Source organism: Ralstonia sp. UNC404CL21Col, assembly GCF_000620465.1.
Taxonomy (GTDB): domain Bacteria; phylum Pseudomonadota; class Gammaproteobacteria; order Burkholderiales; family Burkholderiaceae; genus Ralstonia; species Ralstonia flatus.
In genome coordinates this window covers 116,131-134,449 of the sequence record NZ_JIBE01000004.1, presented here as the reverse complement: position 1 = coordinate 134,449, position 18,319 = coordinate 116,131, and the positions used below count along the sequence as shown (strand labels likewise).

General features: G+C 65.3%; 16 protein-coding genes. 7 read left to right on the top strand and 9 right to left on the bottom strand.

What is annotated here, in order from left to right:
• Positions 1 to 14 precede the first annotated feature (14 nt).
• Together N511_RS0108840 and N511_RS0108835 are read right to left on the bottom strand one after the other, a co-directional pair.
• Positions 15 to 662 (bottom strand): response regulator, encoded by a 648-nt coding sequence (locus tag N511_RS0108840; protein ID WP_027678964.1) that lies wholly within the window; start codon positions 660 to 662, stop codon positions 15 to 17.
• Positions 659 to 2,047, bottom strand: a complete 1,389-nt coding sequence (locus N511_RS0108835; protein ID WP_027678963.1) for a PAS domain-containing sensor histidine kinase — start codon at positions 2,045 to 2,047, stop codon at positions 659 to 661. The genes N511_RS0108840 and N511_RS0108835 overlap by 4 nt, the downstream gene beginning before the upstream one ends.
• Positions 2,048 to 2,300: 253 nt before the next feature.
• On the opposite strand from N511_RS0108835, the gene N511_RS0108830 reads away from it, so the two are divergent.
• Positions 2,301 to 3,101, top strand: a complete 801-nt coding sequence (locus tag N511_RS0108830) for a helix-turn-helix domain-containing protein (protein ID WP_027678962.1) — start codon at positions 2,301 to 2,303, stop codon at positions 3,099 to 3,101.
• 28 nt (positions 3,102 to 3,129) lie between these two features.
• Here the strand turns inward: N511_RS0108830 and N511_RS0108825 are convergent, their stop codons facing one another.
• The 6 genes from N511_RS0108825 to N511_RS0108800 are packed head-to-tail and all read right to left on the bottom strand — an operon-like array spanning position 3,130 to position 6,842.
• The gene (locus N511_RS0108825; protein WP_027678961.1) at positions 3,130 to 3,777 is read right to left on the bottom strand and encodes a BON domain-containing protein; all 648 of its coding nucleotides are present in this window, start codon (positions 3,775 to 3,777) and stop codon (positions 3,130 to 3,132) included.
• A gap of 30 nt (positions 3,778 to 3,807) precedes the next feature.
• Positions 3,808 to 4,170: a TraR/DksA family transcriptional regulator gene (locus N511_RS0108820; RefSeq protein WP_027678960.1), complete on the bottom strand. Its 363-nt coding sequence runs from the start codon at positions 4,168 to 4,170 to the stop codon at positions 3,808 to 3,810.
• A gap of 19 nt (positions 4,171 to 4,189) precedes the next feature.
• The gene (locus N511_RS0108815; RefSeq protein WP_027678959.1) at positions 4,190 to 4,720 is read right to left on the bottom strand and encodes a flavodoxin family protein; all 531 of its coding nucleotides are present in this window, start codon (positions 4,718 to 4,720) and stop codon (positions 4,190 to 4,192) included.
• Positions 4,721 to 4,771: 51 nt separating this feature from the next.
• Positions 4,772 to 5,425, bottom strand: a complete 654-nt coding sequence (locus tag N511_RS0108810) for a BON domain-containing protein (RefSeq protein ID WP_027678958.1) — start codon at positions 5,423 to 5,425, stop codon at positions 4,772 to 4,774.
• A 38-nt stretch (positions 5,426 to 5,463) separates the two neighbouring features.
• A complete protein-coding gene (locus tag N511_RS0108805) occupies positions 5,464 to 6,303 on the bottom strand; it encodes a universal stress protein (RefSeq protein WP_027678957.1) in 840 nt (279 codons plus the stop codon).
• 38 nt (positions 6,304 to 6,341) lie between these two features.
• Positions 6,342 to 6,842, bottom strand: a complete 501-nt coding sequence (locus N511_RS0108800) for a universal stress protein (RefSeq protein WP_027678956.1) — start codon at positions 6,840 to 6,842, stop codon at positions 6,342 to 6,344.
• Between the two features lie 287 nt (positions 6,843 to 7,129).
• Between N511_RS0108800 and N511_RS0108795 the strand changes: the two genes are divergently transcribed.
• Together N511_RS0108795 and N511_RS0108790 are read left to right on the top strand one after the other, a co-directional pair.
• Entirely contained in the window at positions 7,130 to 7,597 is a 468-nt protein-coding gene (locus N511_RS0108795; protein ID WP_027678955.1) for a CBS domain-containing protein, read from the top strand.
• Between the two features lie 32 nt (positions 7,598 to 7,629).
• A complete protein-coding gene (locus N511_RS0108790) occupies positions 7,630 to 7,812 on the top strand; it encodes a YgaP family membrane protein (RefSeq protein WP_027678954.1) in 183 nt (60 codons plus the stop codon).
• On the opposite strand, the gene N511_RS0108785 is transcribed toward N511_RS0108790, so the two are convergent.
• Positions 7,813 to 9,039 carry an MgtC/SapB family protein gene (locus tag N511_RS0108785; RefSeq protein WP_027678953.1) on the bottom strand — a complete coding sequence of 409 codons (1,227 nt, stop codon included), beginning with the start codon at positions 9,037 to 9,039 and terminating at the stop codon, positions 7,813 to 7,815.
• A gap of 153 nt (positions 9,040 to 9,192) precedes the next feature.
• Between N511_RS0108785 and N511_RS0108780 the strand changes: the two genes are divergently transcribed.
• The 4 genes from N511_RS0108780 to uvrA all read left to right on the top strand — a co-directional run bounded on the left by N511_RS0108780 (position 9,193) and on the right by uvrA (position 18,175).
• On the top strand, positions 9,193 to 10,203 hold the full coding sequence (locus tag N511_RS0108780) for a zinc-dependent alcohol dehydrogenase family protein (protein ID WP_027678952.1): 1,011 nt from the start codon (positions 9,193 to 9,195) through the stop codon (positions 10,201 to 10,203).
• An 80-nt stretch (positions 10,204 to 10,283) separates the two neighbouring features.
• Positions 10,284 to 10,739, top strand: a complete 456-nt coding sequence (locus N511_RS0108775; protein ID WP_027678951.1) for a universal stress protein — start codon at positions 10,284 to 10,286, stop codon at positions 10,737 to 10,739.
• Positions 10,740 to 11,187: 448 nt separating this feature from the next.
• Positions 11,188 to 12,081, top strand: a complete 894-nt coding sequence (locus tag N511_RS0108770; RefSeq protein WP_027678950.1) for a class II glutamine amidotransferase — start codon at positions 11,188 to 11,190, stop codon at positions 12,079 to 12,081.
• Between the two features lie 244 nt (positions 12,082 to 12,325).
• A complete protein-coding gene (uvrA, locus tag N511_RS0108765; RefSeq protein ID WP_027678949.1) occupies positions 12,326 to 18,175 on the top strand; it encodes an excinuclease ABC subunit UvrA in 5,850 nt (1,949 codons plus the stop codon).
• Positions 18,176 to 18,319: the final 144 nt, after the last annotated feature.

Sequence of the window (18,319 nt, the reverse complement as noted above, 5' to 3'; positions counted from 1 at the left end):
CCGCGGGGACTGCGCTACAGCGTATCGTCGTCGGAAAACAGGCGATGACGTATCGCGTAACGCACCAGCGCGGCTTCGCTGGAAAGCTGCAGCTTGTCCATCAGCCGCATCTTGTAGGTGCTGATGGTTTTGGCGCTCACGCACAGGCTGGTGGCGATCTCAGTCAACGGCTCACCCCGCACAAGCCGGCGATAGACCTCCATCTCGCGGTCGGACAGGCGCGTGTGCGCCGCCTCCTCACTGGGCTCGCCCAGGCTGTGCGCAAGCTTCTCTGCCATGGGCGGGCTGACGTACGTGCCGCCATTCGCCACCTTCTGCAGCGCGGTGACGAGTTCGGTGGCAGCGCTTTCCTTGGTGAGATAACCGGCCGCACCCGCACGAAAGGCGCGTGCCACGTATTGTTCTTCGGCATGCATGGTGAGCACGAGCACGCGCACCCTGGGGTGATCGTCATGCAGCTGACGGAGCAGCTCCAGCCCGCTGCGCCCAGGCATCGAAAGGTCGAGCACGATCACCTGCGGTTGATGCTCTCGCACCAGTTGCACGACCTGCGTGCCGTCGGAGGCTTCACACGCAACTTCGAAATTTCCCGCACGCTCCAGGATGTGACGCACACCATCGCGCATCACGGCATGATCGTCGGCGATCATCACACGAATCATGTCCGGGCCTCCTCGGGGGCTTTGTGAACGGCGGGGAAACGTACGCTCAAACGAAATCCGCCACCAGGCGCGTGCGAGGTCATTGCCTGGCCGCCCAGTAAGCGGGCCCGCTCGCGAATGCCCAACAAGCCCAGCGGCTTGCGCTCACCCACGGCGGGCGGCGCCCCGCTCCAGCCATGCCCGTTGTCTTGGATGGACAGTTCCAGCAAGTCGCCTTGCTGCGAAAACTCAATTTCAACGCGCGTAGCGTCGGCGTGGCGCACGACATTGTTGAGCGCCTCCTGCACGATCCGGAAGACGGAGATGGCGGCGCGCTCATTCATCGCCACCTCTTGCGCATGCACATTGACGACCAGGCCAAAGCGCTGGCGAAAATTCTTGGCCATCCACTCGATAGAGGGCACAAGCCCCAACTCGTCGAGTAACGGCGGCCGAAGATCGGCGGAAATCTGCCGCACGGCAGCAATGGTCTCGTCGATCACCCGTTGCATCGCCTGCGTCTGGTCGATCAGGGTCTGGTCGCTGCGTGCGGCCTGCAGGTCCGCAGCCAGCAGGGAAATGTCCATCTTCAGCGCGCTCAGGCGCTGACCCAGGTCGTCGTGCAGCTCTCGGGCGATGCGATGGCGCTCCTCTTCCCGCGTCGCCAGGACGCTATCCGACAGATGCTGCAGCTCTTCCTGTGAGCGACGCAGCGCGGCCTCTGCACGGACACGCTCGGTGGTGTCGCGCAACATGACTGTGAACAGCTTGCCGCCATTCACCTCGATCTGTGAAATCGACGCTTCGATCGGGAATTCGCGCCCATCGCTATGCAGCGCAAACAGCGGACGCTGCTTGCCCATCTGGCGCTCCGATACGCCCGTCACGCCGAAGCGCCGGACGTGCGCTTCGTGCGCGCCGCGAAACCGCTCGGGAATAAAGTCCGACAGCGGGCGGCCGATGGCATGTCGGGCTGAACAACCGAACAGCGTTTCCGCCATCGGATTGAACAGCACGATGCGCTGGGCGTCATCCACGGAAATGATCGCTTCCATGGACGAGCGGATGATGCCGGCCAGCCGGGCTTCGCTCTTTTCAAGGTGAGTGAGGTCGCGCGCGACGGCCGCTCGCAGCTTACGCAGTCGCAGCCCGTAGAACATCAGCGCGACCACCGCAGCAACGCTCGCCGCGGCCAGCAAGACGAACGCACCATCCCCAGCCGGGAGAACAACGGCCAGCCGTGCCACCGTCGCGGCGAGCAACACGATGGCGAGTACCCCCACCACGAGTTCGGCAGAGGTGGATTGCAACTGCGGCAGGCGCCTGTGCGCTGCCTTCGAGGATTGCGTGTCTTGCTCCGCCACCGAACACCAAAAATGGGCTGGGATGCAACCAACATAGCCCATTCCCGGGGCGGCAGATACTAGCTATGTGATGGAGGCGCCCCCCAGAAATGCCTGCCGCCGCTGTCAGGAAACCCTGACAAGGGCCGGGCCAATGCCGACGGACATCTCAGCGGTGCCTGATTTCGCGCAAGCGCCGCGCCTCCGATACTGAGCTTACGGACACCGGGCGTTGATGGAGCGCAGTGGCCGGATCACCACCACCTCACCGAGGATGCGTGGTTCAAATACCACAGACGCCTTCCGGAGCCGCCCCATGATTCCCCGCACGATAGAGTCGCCCGCCCCCGTCGAAACCCGTCATCCGGCCTCGCTTCCCACGCTGAGGCTCGTCCGTGACGCGACACAGGCGCGGCCGACGACGCCACTGATTCCCAGCAGCCAGTGCGCCAACTGCATGACGCACTGGGCCTGCATCGCGAACGCTGTGCCGTCGGCGCAACGCAATCAGCTCGACCAGATGGTGCACACCTGGCGCAAGGTCGCCAGGGGAGAAGCTCTTTTCCGCGCGGGTGACAGCTTTCATGCGCTGTACGCCATCCGTTCGGGATCGTTCAAAACCGTGGTGTCGCATCCCAATGGCGCCAGCCACGTCACCGGCTTTCAACTTGCCGGCGAAACGCTGGGCCTCGACGGCATTGCCGCCGATCGCCACACCTGCGACGCAATCGCTCTGGAAGACAGCACGGTCTGCTCCATGCCCTTCCACTGCATTGAAGACCTGTGCCAGGACATCCGCCCACTGCAACATCGCCTGCACCAATTGATGGCCGAAGAGATCGTGCGCGAATCGGGCCTCATGCTGTTGCTCGCTGGGCTGAGTGCGGAAGCGCGCGTGGCCACCTTCCTGCTGAACCTCTCCACGCGCATGCAGGACCGCGGCTACTCCGCTTCGAGCTTCACGCTGCGCATGACGCGCGAGGAAATCGGCAGCTACCTCGGCATGCAGCTGGAGACGGTCAGCCGTGCCCTGTCGCGGTTCCAGCGCGAAGGCTGGATCGTCGTCAGCGGCAAGAACATCGAACTGACCGACAAGGCGGCGCTGACGGAGCTTTGATCGCTCAGCCCGCCTCAAAAAGCCGGCCTCAAGGCGCGATCTGGAGATGATCGATGACTTGCGTCACGCCGGGTGCAGACCATGCCGCGCCCTTGGCCGCGCGCCGCTCCGATGCTGAACCAATGTGACCGCTAAGTGTGACCGTGCCACCCTGGACGGTGACGCGGATGTGCTCGGCTTCACGCGCGGCATGCCGCTTGAGCGCTGCGCCAATCTGCTCGGCAACATTGACCGGCTGCACGCGCGCCTTGATCTGCAGCCGGTTGATCAGCCCGGCGACACCGCGCAGCGAGCCCACCGCATGCGCAGCCTGTTCGCTCTGGTAGGGCCAATCGACTTCGCCCGAGAGCGTCACCCAGCCGTTTTCGACCAGCACTTCGATGCGGTTGGACGGCAGCGTGGCCTGCCATTCCAGCGCGTCACGGGCAGCCTGGGCAACGTCTGCGTCCGTGTGTGTGCCCGGCAGGCGGACTTCGATTTTCTGCACGACACCGCGCACGCCGGCAACGCGCTCAGCTGCGTGTTCGGCCGCGAGCTTTTCCATGTAGCTGCGCACGTGGCCGGTCAGCGTCACGACGCCGTTGTCCACCTCCACACCAATTGCTGCGGCATCCACCGCAGGCTCCCAGAGCAGTTCGTCGTTCACGTCCTGCTTGATACCCAGATCGCTTTTCATAGCTCGCTCCTGCTTGATAGAGTCGCCGCGCTATGCCCAGCGGCGCTCGCGCGCTGTTTGACACGACAAACAGCACACGGCGGTCGGCTGGGCTTGCAGGCGTAAAAACGGAATCGCTTCGCCGCAATCGGCGCAGATGCCGTAGCTGTGCTGCTGCATACGCTCGCGTGCCGTGTCCAATTGCTCAAGTTCGCTTCGGTAACGGGCGAGCATGACGTCGTTCGCCTGGTCCGCTGCTTCTTCATCGGCAAGATCGGCGTTTTCCAGCGGCGCCTCGCGCGGCGCCGGCATGCCACCGGCCCCGAGCGTGGACAACTGGCGCCGCACGCGCGCTTCCTGCTCGTCGAGCAAGCTCCTCAGCCGTTTCCATTGCGCCTCGGTAAAGCGGCTCATGCCCAATCTCCTTCGATCGTCAGGCTTCCGACGGCGAAAGCCACGCCGGGCGCTGCCTCGATTGCTCCCACCGGCCGGCGGTCTTTACCTGGTCGATAAAGCCTGCGATCTCCTCCTGCGACAACCCGCTCTGCACGTCGCGCTGGAACAGCGCCAGCACTGGCGCAGGAATGGTGGCGGTGATGCGCATGATTTCTTCAACTGCACGGAAGGCCCCGCGCGCCGCCATGACGCAGATCACGGACAGGTGCGTGGACCCCGGCAGTTGGTCAGCCAGAAAGTCCCGCATAGGCGAAGCCAAGTGGCCCATCCAGATGGGCGCGATTACGACCACGTGTTCGACATCATCGAGCGGCGGGCCTTCATAGCGATATTTGGCGCGCGCATGAAATACCGTTTCGATCACACAACGCGCGTCTCCGAGAAAGCCGGCGCGCGGGTGCTCGTCCGTCACCTCGGCAAGCTGCCATCCGCTCTGCGCCGCCATCTGCTCGGCCACCTGACGTGCCGTACCGGTGCGCGAGTAATACACAATCAGCTTCTTTTCCATCTCGTACTCCAGGGATCTCGAAAGCAGTGGAACGGGCGGATTGGATTGCTTTTAGGACCCCACCCACATCTGATCGACGACGGCGCGCACGCCCGGTGCGTCCCACGCGGCCTCTCGGGCGGCGCGGCATTCGTTGAGGTTGCGCAGCGGCCCGTACAAGGTCACCGTCCCGTCGGCCACGGAAACATTGAGCCGCGAGGCGTCCACCGCGGCCAGGCGTTGCAGCGCCTTGGCAATGCGATTGCTCAGATCCGCCGGCCCGGCGGCTGCACGCAATGTGAGTGCGTTGGCCACCGACGTCACGCCGCGCACTCGGCGCACGGTGTCGAGCGCGGCGCGGCGCTGGAAGTCCTGGTCAACCTCACCACGCAGCGTCACGGCCCCGTTTTCGACGGTGATCCGCACGGACTCCGACGGCACCGATACATTCCAATGCAACGCACTGCTGATGGCCTGCGCCACCTCATCGTCCGGGCGCTGCATGTCCGGCGGCATGCGCACATCCACGTGCACAACAAGCGCAGTCACACCGCCGACACGTCGGACAGCCTCTTCCGCCGCGTGCTTGTCTGCAAACGTATCGACGCTGCCGGAAAGCGTGACGACGCCGTCCTTGGCTTTCACTGCAAAGCAGCTGGCATCCACTGCCGGATCCCACTGCAGTTCTTCTTCGACATCGTGCTTGAGCTGGATATCGTTCTTCATTGGTGATCTCCTGATGTCCGATCGGCCCCCAGACTCATTCAGTGCGACATCAGCACCGGCACGGTCATCGTCTTGAGCAGCGTGCGCGTCACCCCGCCGAGCACGAGTTCGCGCAGGCGGCTGTGCCCGTAGGCGCCCATGACGATCAGGTCGGCGTTGAAGTCGGCCGCTCGCGAGAGCAGCAACTCGCCGATGGCGGTGTCGGAATCTGCGCAGTCGGTCTCTTCCACCGTGGCATGAATGCCGCGCGCGTTCAGCGCACGCGCGACTTGCCCCACCGTGGTTTCTTCGGCCCAGTGCTTAGGCTGGGTGCTGGTGATCTGCAGCACGTGTGCGTTCGCGCCTGCCATGATGGGTATGGCGTCATGCAACGCCCGGGCCGATTCGCGACCACCGCTCCAGGCCACCAGAACGCGCTTGGGCAATGTCGTGAAACTGCCGGCGTACGGCACAACCAGCACCGGGCGGCCTGACTCCAGGATCAGCGTTTCCACAAAGTCGCCGGCGACAAATTCGTCCGGTTCATCGTGGTTTCGTTGTCCGACCACCAGGAGGTCGGCCTCCCGCGCTTCGCGCAGCGCGAGCGCCACGGGGTCGCCCTCCACTGCGCGCCACTCGGTTTCCACCGGAAGCCCTTCGATCGCCAGGCGAAAGCGCGCGTGTACGGCATCCCGGATGCTGTCGCGCCGGATGCGGTCTTCCTCCAGATAGCGCGCAGCGTTTTCCATCATGTAAAACCAACTGATGCTGGGCGCAAAGCTCGCGTAGATGCCGACAAGTTTGGCGTTGTGTGCCCGCGCATACAGGGCCGCAAGGTTGAGGCGGTGCATGGCGCGTTCGCTGCGGTCCAGATGCACCATCACGCTGGCGTAGGTCATGGTCGGATTCCGGTGTCGTGTCAGAGAGGAGGCGCGAGCTAGGCGATGACGGCATTGCTCAGCGGTTCCGTCGCCGCTTGCCGTGTTTCTGTCGACACCGCACGAACCAGCAGCACCGGCAGTGTGCTCATGCGCACAACGCTCTCGGCAACGCTGCCCAGGAACAGCCGGCGAAAGCCGCGTCGCCCGTGCGTGCCCAGCACCAGAGCTTGAGCACCGACGTTGTGGGCAGCCTGTTCAATCGCCGTGCCGATATCGAAGGTTCCGATGGGATCGTCGACCACCACGCTGTGGACGTGCACACCGGCCTTTTCGGCCTTGGCACGCGCGTCGGCAACGATTTGGTTGCCCTGTTTGACCAACGCCTCGGTAAAGGCGCCCACATCGACATAGCCGACGTCGTACATCAGATACGAGTTGTCGATGATGTGCGCGATCACCAGCTCGGAGCCGAGCTTTTGTGCAAGCTGGATGGCTTCGTCCAGCGCCCGATCTGCGGTCGGGCTGCCATCCACCGCTACCAGAATCCTGTCGTACATGATGTGCCTCCATCGAATCCGTCGTCTTCCCCAAGCGGGGTTGCTGAATTCCATGTTGGACCACCCGGCGGATCGCCCCTTGATTTACATCAGCGTTTGGCTCGCCAGATCGGCCGCCAATGGCACTTGATCTGCCTCAATGAGCGAAGCGCACCGCTCGATAGACTCGTCCGCTAACCGCTGCCCATCTTGGGGCAGTCACGGAAAGCTCACGGCACCTTGTGCGGGATCAACTTCTGACACCGGCCCGTTCTTATAGTGAAAACGTACGCGCATCGGAGTTCAGCATGAGGATCGACGAGATTTGCTCCCACCGCATCGTCCACATCCGGGCAACGGCAACGCTGCAACAGGCCGCGCGTTTGATGCGTGACGAAAGCGCCCGTGCGCTGCTTGTCACCGAACACACGGCTGGAGGTTCGCGCGTGGTCGGCATCGTCACGGACCGCGACATGGTGGTGCACGGCATTGCCAGCCACAGCGATTGCAGCGAAACCCCCGTCTCCGAAGTCATGACGCGCGGCCTTCTGACCATCCACGACGACGCGATGATCAGCGAAGCCTTGCGCGCAATGCTGAGCCACGGCCTGCACCGCCTGGCGGTGGTCGATCGTCAGCAACGGCTGGTGGGCATGCTGAGCCTGGACGACACCATCCGCGCAATGGGCGGCGAATGGACCTTGCTGGCCGGCATCCTGGGGCGCGACAACGTTACCGGGTCACGCCAGCATGCGCCGCTCAACCTGACGCTCTAAATCGTCTTTCCACCGTTTTCAGGAGCCCTGCCATGTTCACCAATGTTGGAGCCGCGGACCGTGCCGTCCGCATCTTGATCGGCCTCGCCATGATCCTGCTGGCGTTTTTTGGCAAGGTCCCCGCGTGGGTGGGCTGGGTGGGGTTGATCCCTCTGGTGACGGGGTTGATCCGCATGTGCCCGCTCTATTGGATGCTGGGCATTGGTCGGGATTGACTAGGCGACAAACCAGAATGCCGCCCAGCTGAGCGCAAGCATGCTCAGCAAGCCGACCGTGACCTTGCCGGCAAAAGCGTGACCTCCGCCAAGGGTCACAACGGCCTTCGAGAGCGTGTTGGCCGTCAGCGCGAGCATCACCAGCTCGCCAGCCGTCGACCTTTGCAGCGTCTGTCCAGCCAGCTGCGTTGCGATGGACGCGGTTGCGGCATGCACATCGGCAAACGCACCCAACACGGTGACAGCCGCCACCGCCGCTGTCCCGAACCAGGTGCGCGCAACGGCCGCAGCCAGCAGCAAAGCCGCCGTCCACAATGCAAAACCGATCGCGACACGCCAGTTAATGGAGGACGCTGAACTGTCCTGCGCATCCTGACGTGGCGTGTTGTCCCGCCATATCCAGAGAGCGGACCATGCCACGGTCACGGTGATGCCCGCCACCAGCGGGGCCGCAAGAAGCTGCAGCAAGTCGATGTTGATGGCGGCAATCAGCAGCAGCATCTGCACCAGCGTGGCGACATTGGACAGCAGCGCTCCGGCAGCCGCGCCGTCAACGGAGCCGTGATGTTTGCGCACGCGTGCAGCCATGGCCGTCGTCGTAGCCACGCTCGATGCAAACCCGCTGAACAAGCCAGCCAGCGGCAAGCCGATGCGCTCGCCAAACCATCGCGCCGCAAAATGCCCCGCGTTGCCGGTCAGCATGACGAGCAGCACGACCAGCCACAGCGTATGCGGGTTCCAGGCGTTCAGCGGCCCCATGTTCCGGTCGGGAACCGCGGGCCAGATCAGCAATGCCGCCACGGCAAGAATCAGCAGATCGGCCAGCTCGCGCTGGGTGATGACCGTACGGGCAAACCGATGCAAACCCGCTTTGGCATAGAGCAGAACTAGGAGGACCGTGCCGAGGCCTGCCGTCATTTCGGGCTCGCTCACGGCATAGGCGCCCAACAGCGTGGTTGCCACAAGCGCGAGTTCCGTCGTCACGCCCGGATCGACATTGGCCGAATGGTGATATCCGAGCGCCGCCAACACCGCGACCGTCAGCAACACCGCCGGCACGGCCAGGGGCATCGGCAAACTTGCGGCAATGGCACCCGCCAGCGCCGCGATCGCAAACGTTCGCATGCCCGCCGGCAACTCCGCGCGGTCGGCATGGCTGCGCTCGCGCTCAAGGCCGATCGCCAGCCCCACGCCCAAGGCAACCGAGAAAGACAGCAGCGAAGACATTGCGTGGACACCGATGGCCGTTGCTCGCACCCGTTCAGTATTGCGCGCGGCAGCGCATTCCGATTGATCTGGCGCAGTGGACGGTCGACTGGCGGTACGAAGTTCAGGGGCACGCATCCATACTGACCAGACACGCCAACCTCGGAGACAGCGATGTCTGAATCGATGCAGGCCATGGTGATGGAACGCGCGGGAACGCCATTGATCTGGCGTGACGTGCCGATGCCCACGCCAGGGCCCGGCGAAGTCCGGATCGCGGTATCGGTGTGTGGTGTCTGCCGTACCGACCTGCATATCGTGGACGGCGAATTGACCGCGCCGAAACCATCGCTCATCCCCGGTCACGAAATTGTCGGCATCGTCGAGTCGTGCGGCGATGGCGTGACAGCCCCCGCCCCAGGCGAGCGCGTCGGCGTGCCGTGGCTCGGCTGGACATGCGGCGCCTGCCCGTACTGCCTGCACGGGCGCGAAAACCTGTGCGACCACCCCGTCTTCACCGGTTACACGCGCGACGGCGGCTATGCGCAATACGTCGTCTGCGACGCGCGATATTGCCTGCCGATTCCCGCGCGGTACGACGATGCCCACGCCGCGCCGCTGCTCTGCGCGGGGCTGATCGGCTACCGCACACTGCGCATGGCAGGCGATGCGCGCAGGATCGGCATCTACGGCTTTGGCGCGGCGGCCCACCTCATCACGCAGATTGCCGTGGCAGAGCAACGCGAAGTCTTCGCCTTCACCCGCGCCGGCGACGCAGCGGCCCAGCAACTTGCGCGGGACACCGGTGCCAAGTGGGCAGGCGCGAGCGACGACGCCGCACCGGAACCGCTCGACGCCGCGCTGATCTTCGCGCCGATCGGCGCGCTGGTGCCGCAGGCGCTGCAGGCCGTGGTCAAGGGCGGCGCGGTGGTTTGCGGCGGCATTCACATGAGCGACATCCCGGCATTTCCGTACCGGTGGCTATGGGAAGAACGCAAGCTGGTCTCCGTGGCAAACCTGACGCGGGCGGACGGGCTCGCGCTTATGCGCGTGGCAGCGGACATCCCGTTGCAGGTTCACGTCACGCCCTATCCGCTGCAAGACGCCGACACCGCCTTGGAAGACCTCCGCGCGGGGCGCGTGGCGGGCGCTGCCGTCCTGCAGGTGGCGTCGAAAGACCTTTGACGCGCATCAACCGCCCCGCCGCCACGCTGTCTACGCTGATTACACGCGGTGCCGTACTGCGCAACGCCTTGGAGACCACCATGTATCAGCGAATCCTGCTCGCCATCGACGGCAGCCATGCCTCCTACCTCGCGCTGCACCAGGCGATTGTGGTCAGCAAGGCGACGGGCGCGGAGGTCGAAGCCCTCTTCGTTGCCGATAGCAGCGACATCACCTTCGACATGGTCGGCGCGGACTCGATTGCCTACGCCAAGCAGGTCGTCAACTACGGCCGCGACACGCTTGCCGAGGTCTCGAAAAAGCTCGACGCGGCGGGCGTCAAGCATTCGACCAAGCTGCTCGAAAAATCCATCGCGCCAGGGCAGATCTCCGCAACGATCGTCGCGGAAGCCAACGAGACGGCGACGGACCTGATCGTGCTCGGCACGCACGGCCGGCGCGGGCTCAAGCATCTGGTGCTCGGCAGCGTGGCCGAAGGCGTGGTGCGCAAGACCAACAAGCCGGTGTTGATGGTGCGCAGCGAGGTCGAGGAATAAAGCCGGCTTCATCGGCCGTGGCCCCGTGTGTGTTCTGGGGCACTCGGCGGCCTTTCCCTGCGCAACGACACGGCAATCCCACCCGCCGACCGGATGAGGCACTCAACACGACGGCGGACCCGCGCCGTTGGCCACGGTGATGCGTTTTGACGACAGTGCTGTCATGCCGAACTTGCTCATCCCGGCCCGCAACGAGCACGTTTGGGACATGCGCAGCCGCTCACCGGCAAGTGCGCATCGTCCCCGCAGTAGCCGGCTGCACCGCGCTCGTGCGGATTTGCCAGTTGCATATCGCGCGCGACACGGGCCACGAAAATGGTAAAAAACCTCGCCGTCAAGGCCGCAAATCCGTCGAGACCCTCGCCCGATAAGGGTTGGGATTTTCTTGTGCATTCGCAAACGCATTGCATAGACTCACCTTTCAAGGCATCTCTATAGGCAATGCATCATGTGTCGCTGGCTGGCGTATTCAGGCAATCCCATTCAGATGGAGACAGTGCTGTTCCGGCCGCGGCACTCGTTGATCGACCAGAGTCTGCGCTCCCGCCTCGGCGGCGAGACGACCACCAACGGCGACGGTTTCGGCATAGGCTGGTACGGCCGCTACTCTGAAGTGCCCTTCCGATACCGCTGCCTGCACCCCGCGTGGAACGACACCAACCTGCGTGAAGCCGCTCGCGCCATCCGCTCGTCGATGTTCATCGCCCACGTGCGCGCGGCCACCGACACCCCGGCGCAGGAAACGAACTGCCATCCGTTCCGCTACGGCCGGTGGCTTTTTGCGCACAACGGGCTCATCCGAGAATATCCAATGCTGCGCCGCGCGCTGATGATGGAAGTGGCGCCGGAGCTGTTCCGCTGGATCGAGGGCTCGACCGACTCCGAGATCATGTTTTTCCTGGCGCTGTCGTTCGGGCTCGATCGCGACCCGCGCGGCGCCCTGGAACAGATGGTCGGGCTGATCGAAGACATCGGCCGCCGGCACGGCGTCGAATACCCACTGAATATGACGGTCTGCGCAACGGACGGTGTCCAGATCGTGGCCGCGCGCTATTCCAGCGAGGGTGAATCGCGCTCGCTCTTCCACAGCACGTCTTTCAAGCACCTGCACCAGCTCTATCCTGACAGCGCTGCGATTGAAGACGCCGGGGACGGCGCGTTTCTTGTGCTGTCCGAGCCGCTTGTCGACCTGCCCGGCGCTTGGGCCGAGATTCCCGAAGAGACCGTCGTGATCGTCAAGGGTGGCGTGGTCGAGCACCATCGTTTTGTGCCCCGCAAGCCCGGCCCCACGGGCTTCGACCTGCCAGCCAACCAGGCTTCCTACGGGCGCGAGGTCGGCTGACCGCCCAGCCGCGGGGGTGATACAAGCGTCACCCCACTCTTTTTTCCTGCTCCGCTGAAACCTCCTGACAAAACGCTGTCAGGAGCCCTGCGTTACGCTCCCGCCCGCGACCCGTTTCGTAGACGAACCGGATCTTCATAATCCGCTACAGTTTACGGCTCGAATTCTGATTGCCGACGCAGCTGCCATAGGTTCACCCGCGCCGGCATTCCCCCTTACCTCCAAGCTCCAAGGAACGCCCTCCATGTCCTCCGGTGTCATTCGCCTGCGCGGAGCCCGTCAGCACAATCTCAAAAACCTCGATCTGGACCTGCGCACGGGCGAAATGACCGTCGTGACGGGCCCGTCGGGGTCCGGCAAGTCCAGCCTCGTTTTCGACACGCTCTACGCCGAAGGCCAGCGCCGCTACGTCGAGACTTTCAGCGCCTACGCGCGCCAGTTCCTCGACCGCATGGACCGGCCGCAGGTCGAGCACGTTGAAGGCGTGCCGCCCGCCATCGCCATCGACCAGACGAACCCCGTGCGCAGTTCGCGCTCGACGGTCGGCACGATGACGGAACTGAACGATCACCTGAAGCTGCTGTTTGCGCGCGCCGCCCAGCTGTTCGACCGCGAAACCGCGCTGCCGGTGCGGCACGACACGCCGGAAACCATCTACGACGAGCTGCTTTCGCGCACGCGCGAGGGCGATCCGCGCCTGGTGGTGACGTTTCCCGTCGAGTTGCCCGCCAATACGAGCCCCGAAGAAGTCACGCAGTGGCTGTCGGTCAGCGGCTATACGCGCGTGCAGGCCGAGCGTGTGGTCGAATCGTCCACGGGCAAGCGCAAGCTGCTGGACGTGGTGGCCGACCGCTTCCGCTTGCAGGGCACCGAGCGTGCCCGCGCGCTGGAGGCCATCGAGTCGTCGCTCAAGCGCGGCGGCGGGCGCGTCAGCGTCTACGTCTTGCCGGCCGATGAGGGCGCGGAACCCACGATCTGGCGCTTTTCCACCGGCCTGCACTGCCCCGAAAGCGACCTGCGCTACGCAGACCCGCAGCCGGCGCTCTTCTCGTTCAATTCCGCCTACGGCGCGTGCGATGCCTGCCGCGGTTTCGGCCGCGTCATCGGCGTCGATCTGGGGCTGGTGATTCCGGACGAGCGCAAGACGCTGCGCGACGGCGCCATCAAGCCGATGCAGACGCCGGCCTGGAAGGAGTGCCAGGACGACCTGATGCGCTACGCCGCCGCAGCCGACATCCCGCGCGGCACGCCGTGGGCGGAGATGACCGAAGCCCAGCGCAACTGGGTCATCAATGGCGACCCGGCCTTCAAGCGTGGCGGCTGGAACAAGCAGTGGTACGGCGTGCGCCGCTTCTTCGACTACCTGGAGTCGAAGGCGTACAAGATGCACATCCGCGTGCTGCTCTCCAAGTACCGCAGCTACACGACCTGCGAAACCTGCGGCGGTGCACGACTGAAAACCGAATCGATGCAATGGCGCCTCGGCACCAAGGAAAACGCCGACGCCGTGCTCGCGCCCGAACACCGCTTCATGCCGCGCGGCGTGGCCTGGAGCCGCGCCCAGCTCGAAGCCTTGCCCGGGCTGACCGTGCACGACCTGATGCTGCTGCCGATCGAGCGCATCCGCCGTTTCTTCGATGAACTGACGCTGCCCTCCACGCTGCTCGACGACGCGCTCAAGCTGCTGCTGGACGAGGTGCGCACGCGCCTCGCGTATCTGTGCGACGTCGGCATCGGTTATCTGACGCTCGACCGCCAGAGCCGCACGCTGTCGGGCGGTGAAGTGCAGCGGATCAACCTGACCACGGCGCTCGGCACATCGCTCGTCAACACGCTGTTCGTGCTGGATGAACCCAGCATCGGCCTGCACCCGCGCGATCTGGACCGGATTGTCCAAGCCATGCAGCGCCTGCGCGACGCAGGCAACACGCTGGTGGTGGTCGAGCACGACCCTTCGGTGATGCTGGCCGCCGACCGCCTGATCGACATGGGCCCCGGCCCGGGCGAGCGCGGCGGCAACATCGTCTTCGACGGCACGCCGGCGTCGATCCGCCAGGCGGACACACTCACGGGCGCGTATCTGTCGGGTCAGCGCCGCGTGGCCGACGCGACCGACTGGCAGGCACGCCCCGTCAACGACGCCACGCCGCGGCTGGTGCTCGAAGGCGCGTCGGAACACAACCTGCGCGATGTCACGGTCGAGATTCCGCTGCAGCGCCTGGTGTGCGTGACCGGCGTGTCCGGCTCGGGCAAATCGACGTTGATCCAGGACGTGCTGCACCCCGCGCTGGCGCGGCACTTCGGCAAGGCAACGGAATCGCCCGGCGCATTCCGCGCCTTGCGCGGTGCCGATCAGATCAGTGACGTGGTGTTCGTCGACCAATCCCCGATCGGCAAGACCGCGCGTTCGAACCCGGCCAGCTACGTTGGCGCGTTCGATGAAATCCGCAAGCTGTTCGCCAAGGCACCGATGGCGCTGCAGCGCGGCTACACGGCCGGCACGTTCAGCTTCAACTCGGGCGACGGCCGTTGCCCGACCTGCGGCGGCTCGGGCTTCGAGCACGTCGAGATGCAGTTCCTCTCCGACATCTACCTGCGCTGCCCGGATTGCGACGGCACGCGCTATCGCGCCGAAATCCTGGAAGTGAAGCTGCCGCGTGGCGGCCGCGCATTGTCGGTGGCCGATGTGCTGGAACTGACGGTGAGCGAAGCGGCCAGCGTGTTCGCCGAAGACGCCGACGTGCTGCGCGTGCTGCAACCGATCGTCGACGTTGGCCTGGAGTACGTGAAGCTTGGCCAGCCGGTGCCGACGCTCTCCGGCGGCGAGGCGCAACGCCTGAAGCTGGCGGGCTTCCTGGCCGAAGCCGCACAGGCCGCACAGGCCGCGGCGCGCAAGCGCGTGAAGCAGGACGTGCCCGCCAACGCCGGCCGCCTGTTCATGTTCGACGAGCCGACCACCGGCCTGCACTTTGACGACATCGCCAAGCTGATGCGCGCGTTCGGCAAGCTGCTCGACGCCGGGCATTCGCTGATCGTGATCGAACACAACCTCGACGTGGTGCGTGCGGCAGATTGGATCATCGACCTCGGCCCTGAAGGCGGCGACGCCGGCGGCCTGCTGGTCTGCGCCGGCACGCCTGCGCAGGTCAAAGACTGCGCTGCATCGCACACCGGCGCCGCGCTCAAGCAATACGAAGCCAGCGTCGGCCAGCCGGAAGCCATCGAAGGCGTACCGCTGCAGACAGCACTGGCCGAGCGCCGCGCCAAGCGTGCGGCGCTGGCGGAAGTCCAGGGCGAAAACGTCGTGCGCATCGTCCACGCACACGAGCACAACCTCAAGGGCCTGAACGTCGATATTCCGCACGGCAAGTTCAACGTGGTGACGGGCGTGTCGGGTTCGGGCAAGTCGACGCTGGCGTTCGACATCCTCTTCCACGAAGGGCAGCGTCGCTATCTTGAATCGCTCAATGCGTATGCGCGTTCGATCGTGCAGCCCGCGGGGCGGCCCGAAGTCGATGCCGTGTACGGCATTCCGCCCACCGTGGCCATCGAGCAGCGCCTGTCGCGCGGCGGCCGCAAGAGCACCGTGGCGACGACGTCCGAGGTGTGGCACTTCCTGCGCCTGCTGTACGTGAAGCTGGGCGTGCAGCATTGCATCCACGACGGCACACCGGTGTCGGCGCAAAGCCCGGAGGCGATCTTCGCCCAGCTCATGCGCGACCATCGCGGCCAGCACATCGGCCTGCTCGCGCCGCTGGTCGTCAACCGCAAGGGCGTCTACACCGACCTGGCCAAATGGGCCAAGGCGCGCGGCTATACGCACCTGCGCGTCGACGGCGAATTCTTGAGCGTCGACCCATGGCCGCGCCTGGACCGCTTCCGCGAGCACACGCTGGAACTGCCCGTGGGCGACATCGTTGTCTCGCCGGAAAACGAAGCCGCGCTGCGTGCGCTGCTGGAACAGGCGCTGGAATACGGCAAGGGCATCATGCACGTGCTCGCGCCGCTCGATGGCCTGCAACACGCCATGCACAACGGCGGCACGGCGCACGTCGGCAACGTGAAGGTGTTTTCGACCAAGCGGGCGTGCTCGACCTGTGGCACCAGCTACCCCGAGCTGGATCCGCGCATGTTCTCGTACAACAGCAAGCACGGCTGGTGTCCGAGCTGCGTCGGCACCGGGTTGGCGCTCACGCGCGAGCAGCGTGCCGCGTTTGACGACACCGTCCTCGGCGGTGACGATCGCGGCCGCGAGCAGACGCTGCCGTCGGAGGAAGTCGATCCGGAAGGCATGACCGACCTGCCCTGCCCGGACTGCCACGGCACGCGCCTGAACCCGACGGCCCGCGCGGTGACCTTTGCCGACAAGCCCATCGTCGACATTGCGCAGTGGACGGTCAGCCAGACCCGCCGCTGGGTCGAGGGCCTGGACCTGACCGGGCGCGACGCCGACATCGCCCGCGACGTGGTGGCCGAGATTCACAGCCGCCTGTCGTTCCTGGAGGAAGTCGGCCTGGGCTACCTGAGCCTGGACCGCGCCGCGCCCAGCCTGTCCGGCGGTGAAGCGCAGCGTATCCGTCTGGCGGCGCAACTCGGCAGCAACCTGCAGGGCGTCTGCTACGTGCTGGATGAGCCGACCATCGGCCTGCACCCGCGCGACAACCAGATCCTGTTGGACGCATTGCGCAAGCTGGGCGACAAGGGCAACACGCTGGTGGTGGTCGAGCACGATGAAGACACCATCCGCCGCGCCGACCACATCATCGATATCGGCCCGGGCGCCGGCAAGCGCGGCGGCACGCTCGTCGCGCAAGGCGGCGTGGCAGACCTGGCAGCCCAGCCCGACTCGCTCACGGGCCGATTCCTGTCGCAGCCGATCGAGCACCCGCTGCAGCCGCGCCGCCAGGTGATTGCGCCGCATGCCGGCAAGCAGGCCGTGCCGGAGCAATGGCTGACGGTGCACGGTGCCAAGCTGCACAACCTGCGCAACGTGACCGCGACGATGCCACTGTCGCGTCTGGTGGCGATTACGGGGGTGTCAGGCTCGGGCAAATCGACGCTGGCGCGCGATGTGTTGATGACGAATCTGCTCGATGCGGTTGGCCGTTCGGTGCTGTCTTCGCCGGCAACGCGCCGTGCACGCAAGGCCGCGCAGGCTGAGACGCCTGAGGCGAAGATGCCGCGCAAGCTCGACGTCAAACACGACTGGCACGGCTGCGACAACGTCACCGGCTGGGAAACCATCGACCGCGTGCTGGAAGTCGACCAGACGCCGATCGGCAAGACGCCGCGCTCCTGCCCGGCCACGTACATCGGCGTGTGGGACACCATCCGCAAGCTCTTTGCCGACACGCTCGAGGCGCGCGCACGCGGCTACACCGCGTCGCGCTTCTCGTTCAACACCGGCGACGGCCGCTGCCCTGCCTGTGAAGGCCAGGGCGTGCGCACCATCGCCATGAGCTTCCTGCCCGACGTCAAGGTTGGCTGCGACGTCTGCCACGGTCAGCGCTTCAATGCAGAAACGCTGGCCGTCACCTGGCGCGGCAAGAACATCGGCGATGTGCTGACCATGGAGATCGACGAAGCGGTTGAATTTTTCGGTGCGATGAACAGCATCGCCCACCCGCTGCAGTTGATGAAGGACGTTGGCCTCGGCTACCTGACGCTGGGCCAGCCCTCGCCCACGCTGTCCGGCGGCGAGGCGCAGCGCATCAAGCTTGTCACCGAGTTGTCCAAGGTGCGCGACGACGTGACCCGCCGCGGCCAGAAAGCGCCCCACACGCTGTACGTCCTGGACGAGCCGACCGTGGGTCTGCACATGGCCGACGTGGCCAAGCTGATTCGCGTGCTGCATCGGCTGGCAGACGGCGGCCACAGCGTGATCGTGATCGAGCACGACCTCGACGTGATTGCCGAGGCGGACTGGATTCTCGATCTCGGCCCCGAAGGCGGCGACGAAGGCGGCACGATCGTCGCGGCTTGCGGGCCGGAGGCGTTGACGCGGGTGGCCGCCAGCCATACCGGCGCTGCATTGGTGCCGGTGCTCGCGCGCGGCAAGCAGGTCGATCCGAGCAAGGAAGGCGCGACGGTCTGACGTGGCGCGGCGGTCTTCACCGTGGTGGAGACCGCCGGCGCTGCGCGCCGCGTCGTGTGGCGTCGGCAATTCTTTCGCTTTCCTGAGCAAACCCGGACAAAAAGCCTGCCCAAGCAGGGTTTGCCCTAAAGAACCGGGCTGCGC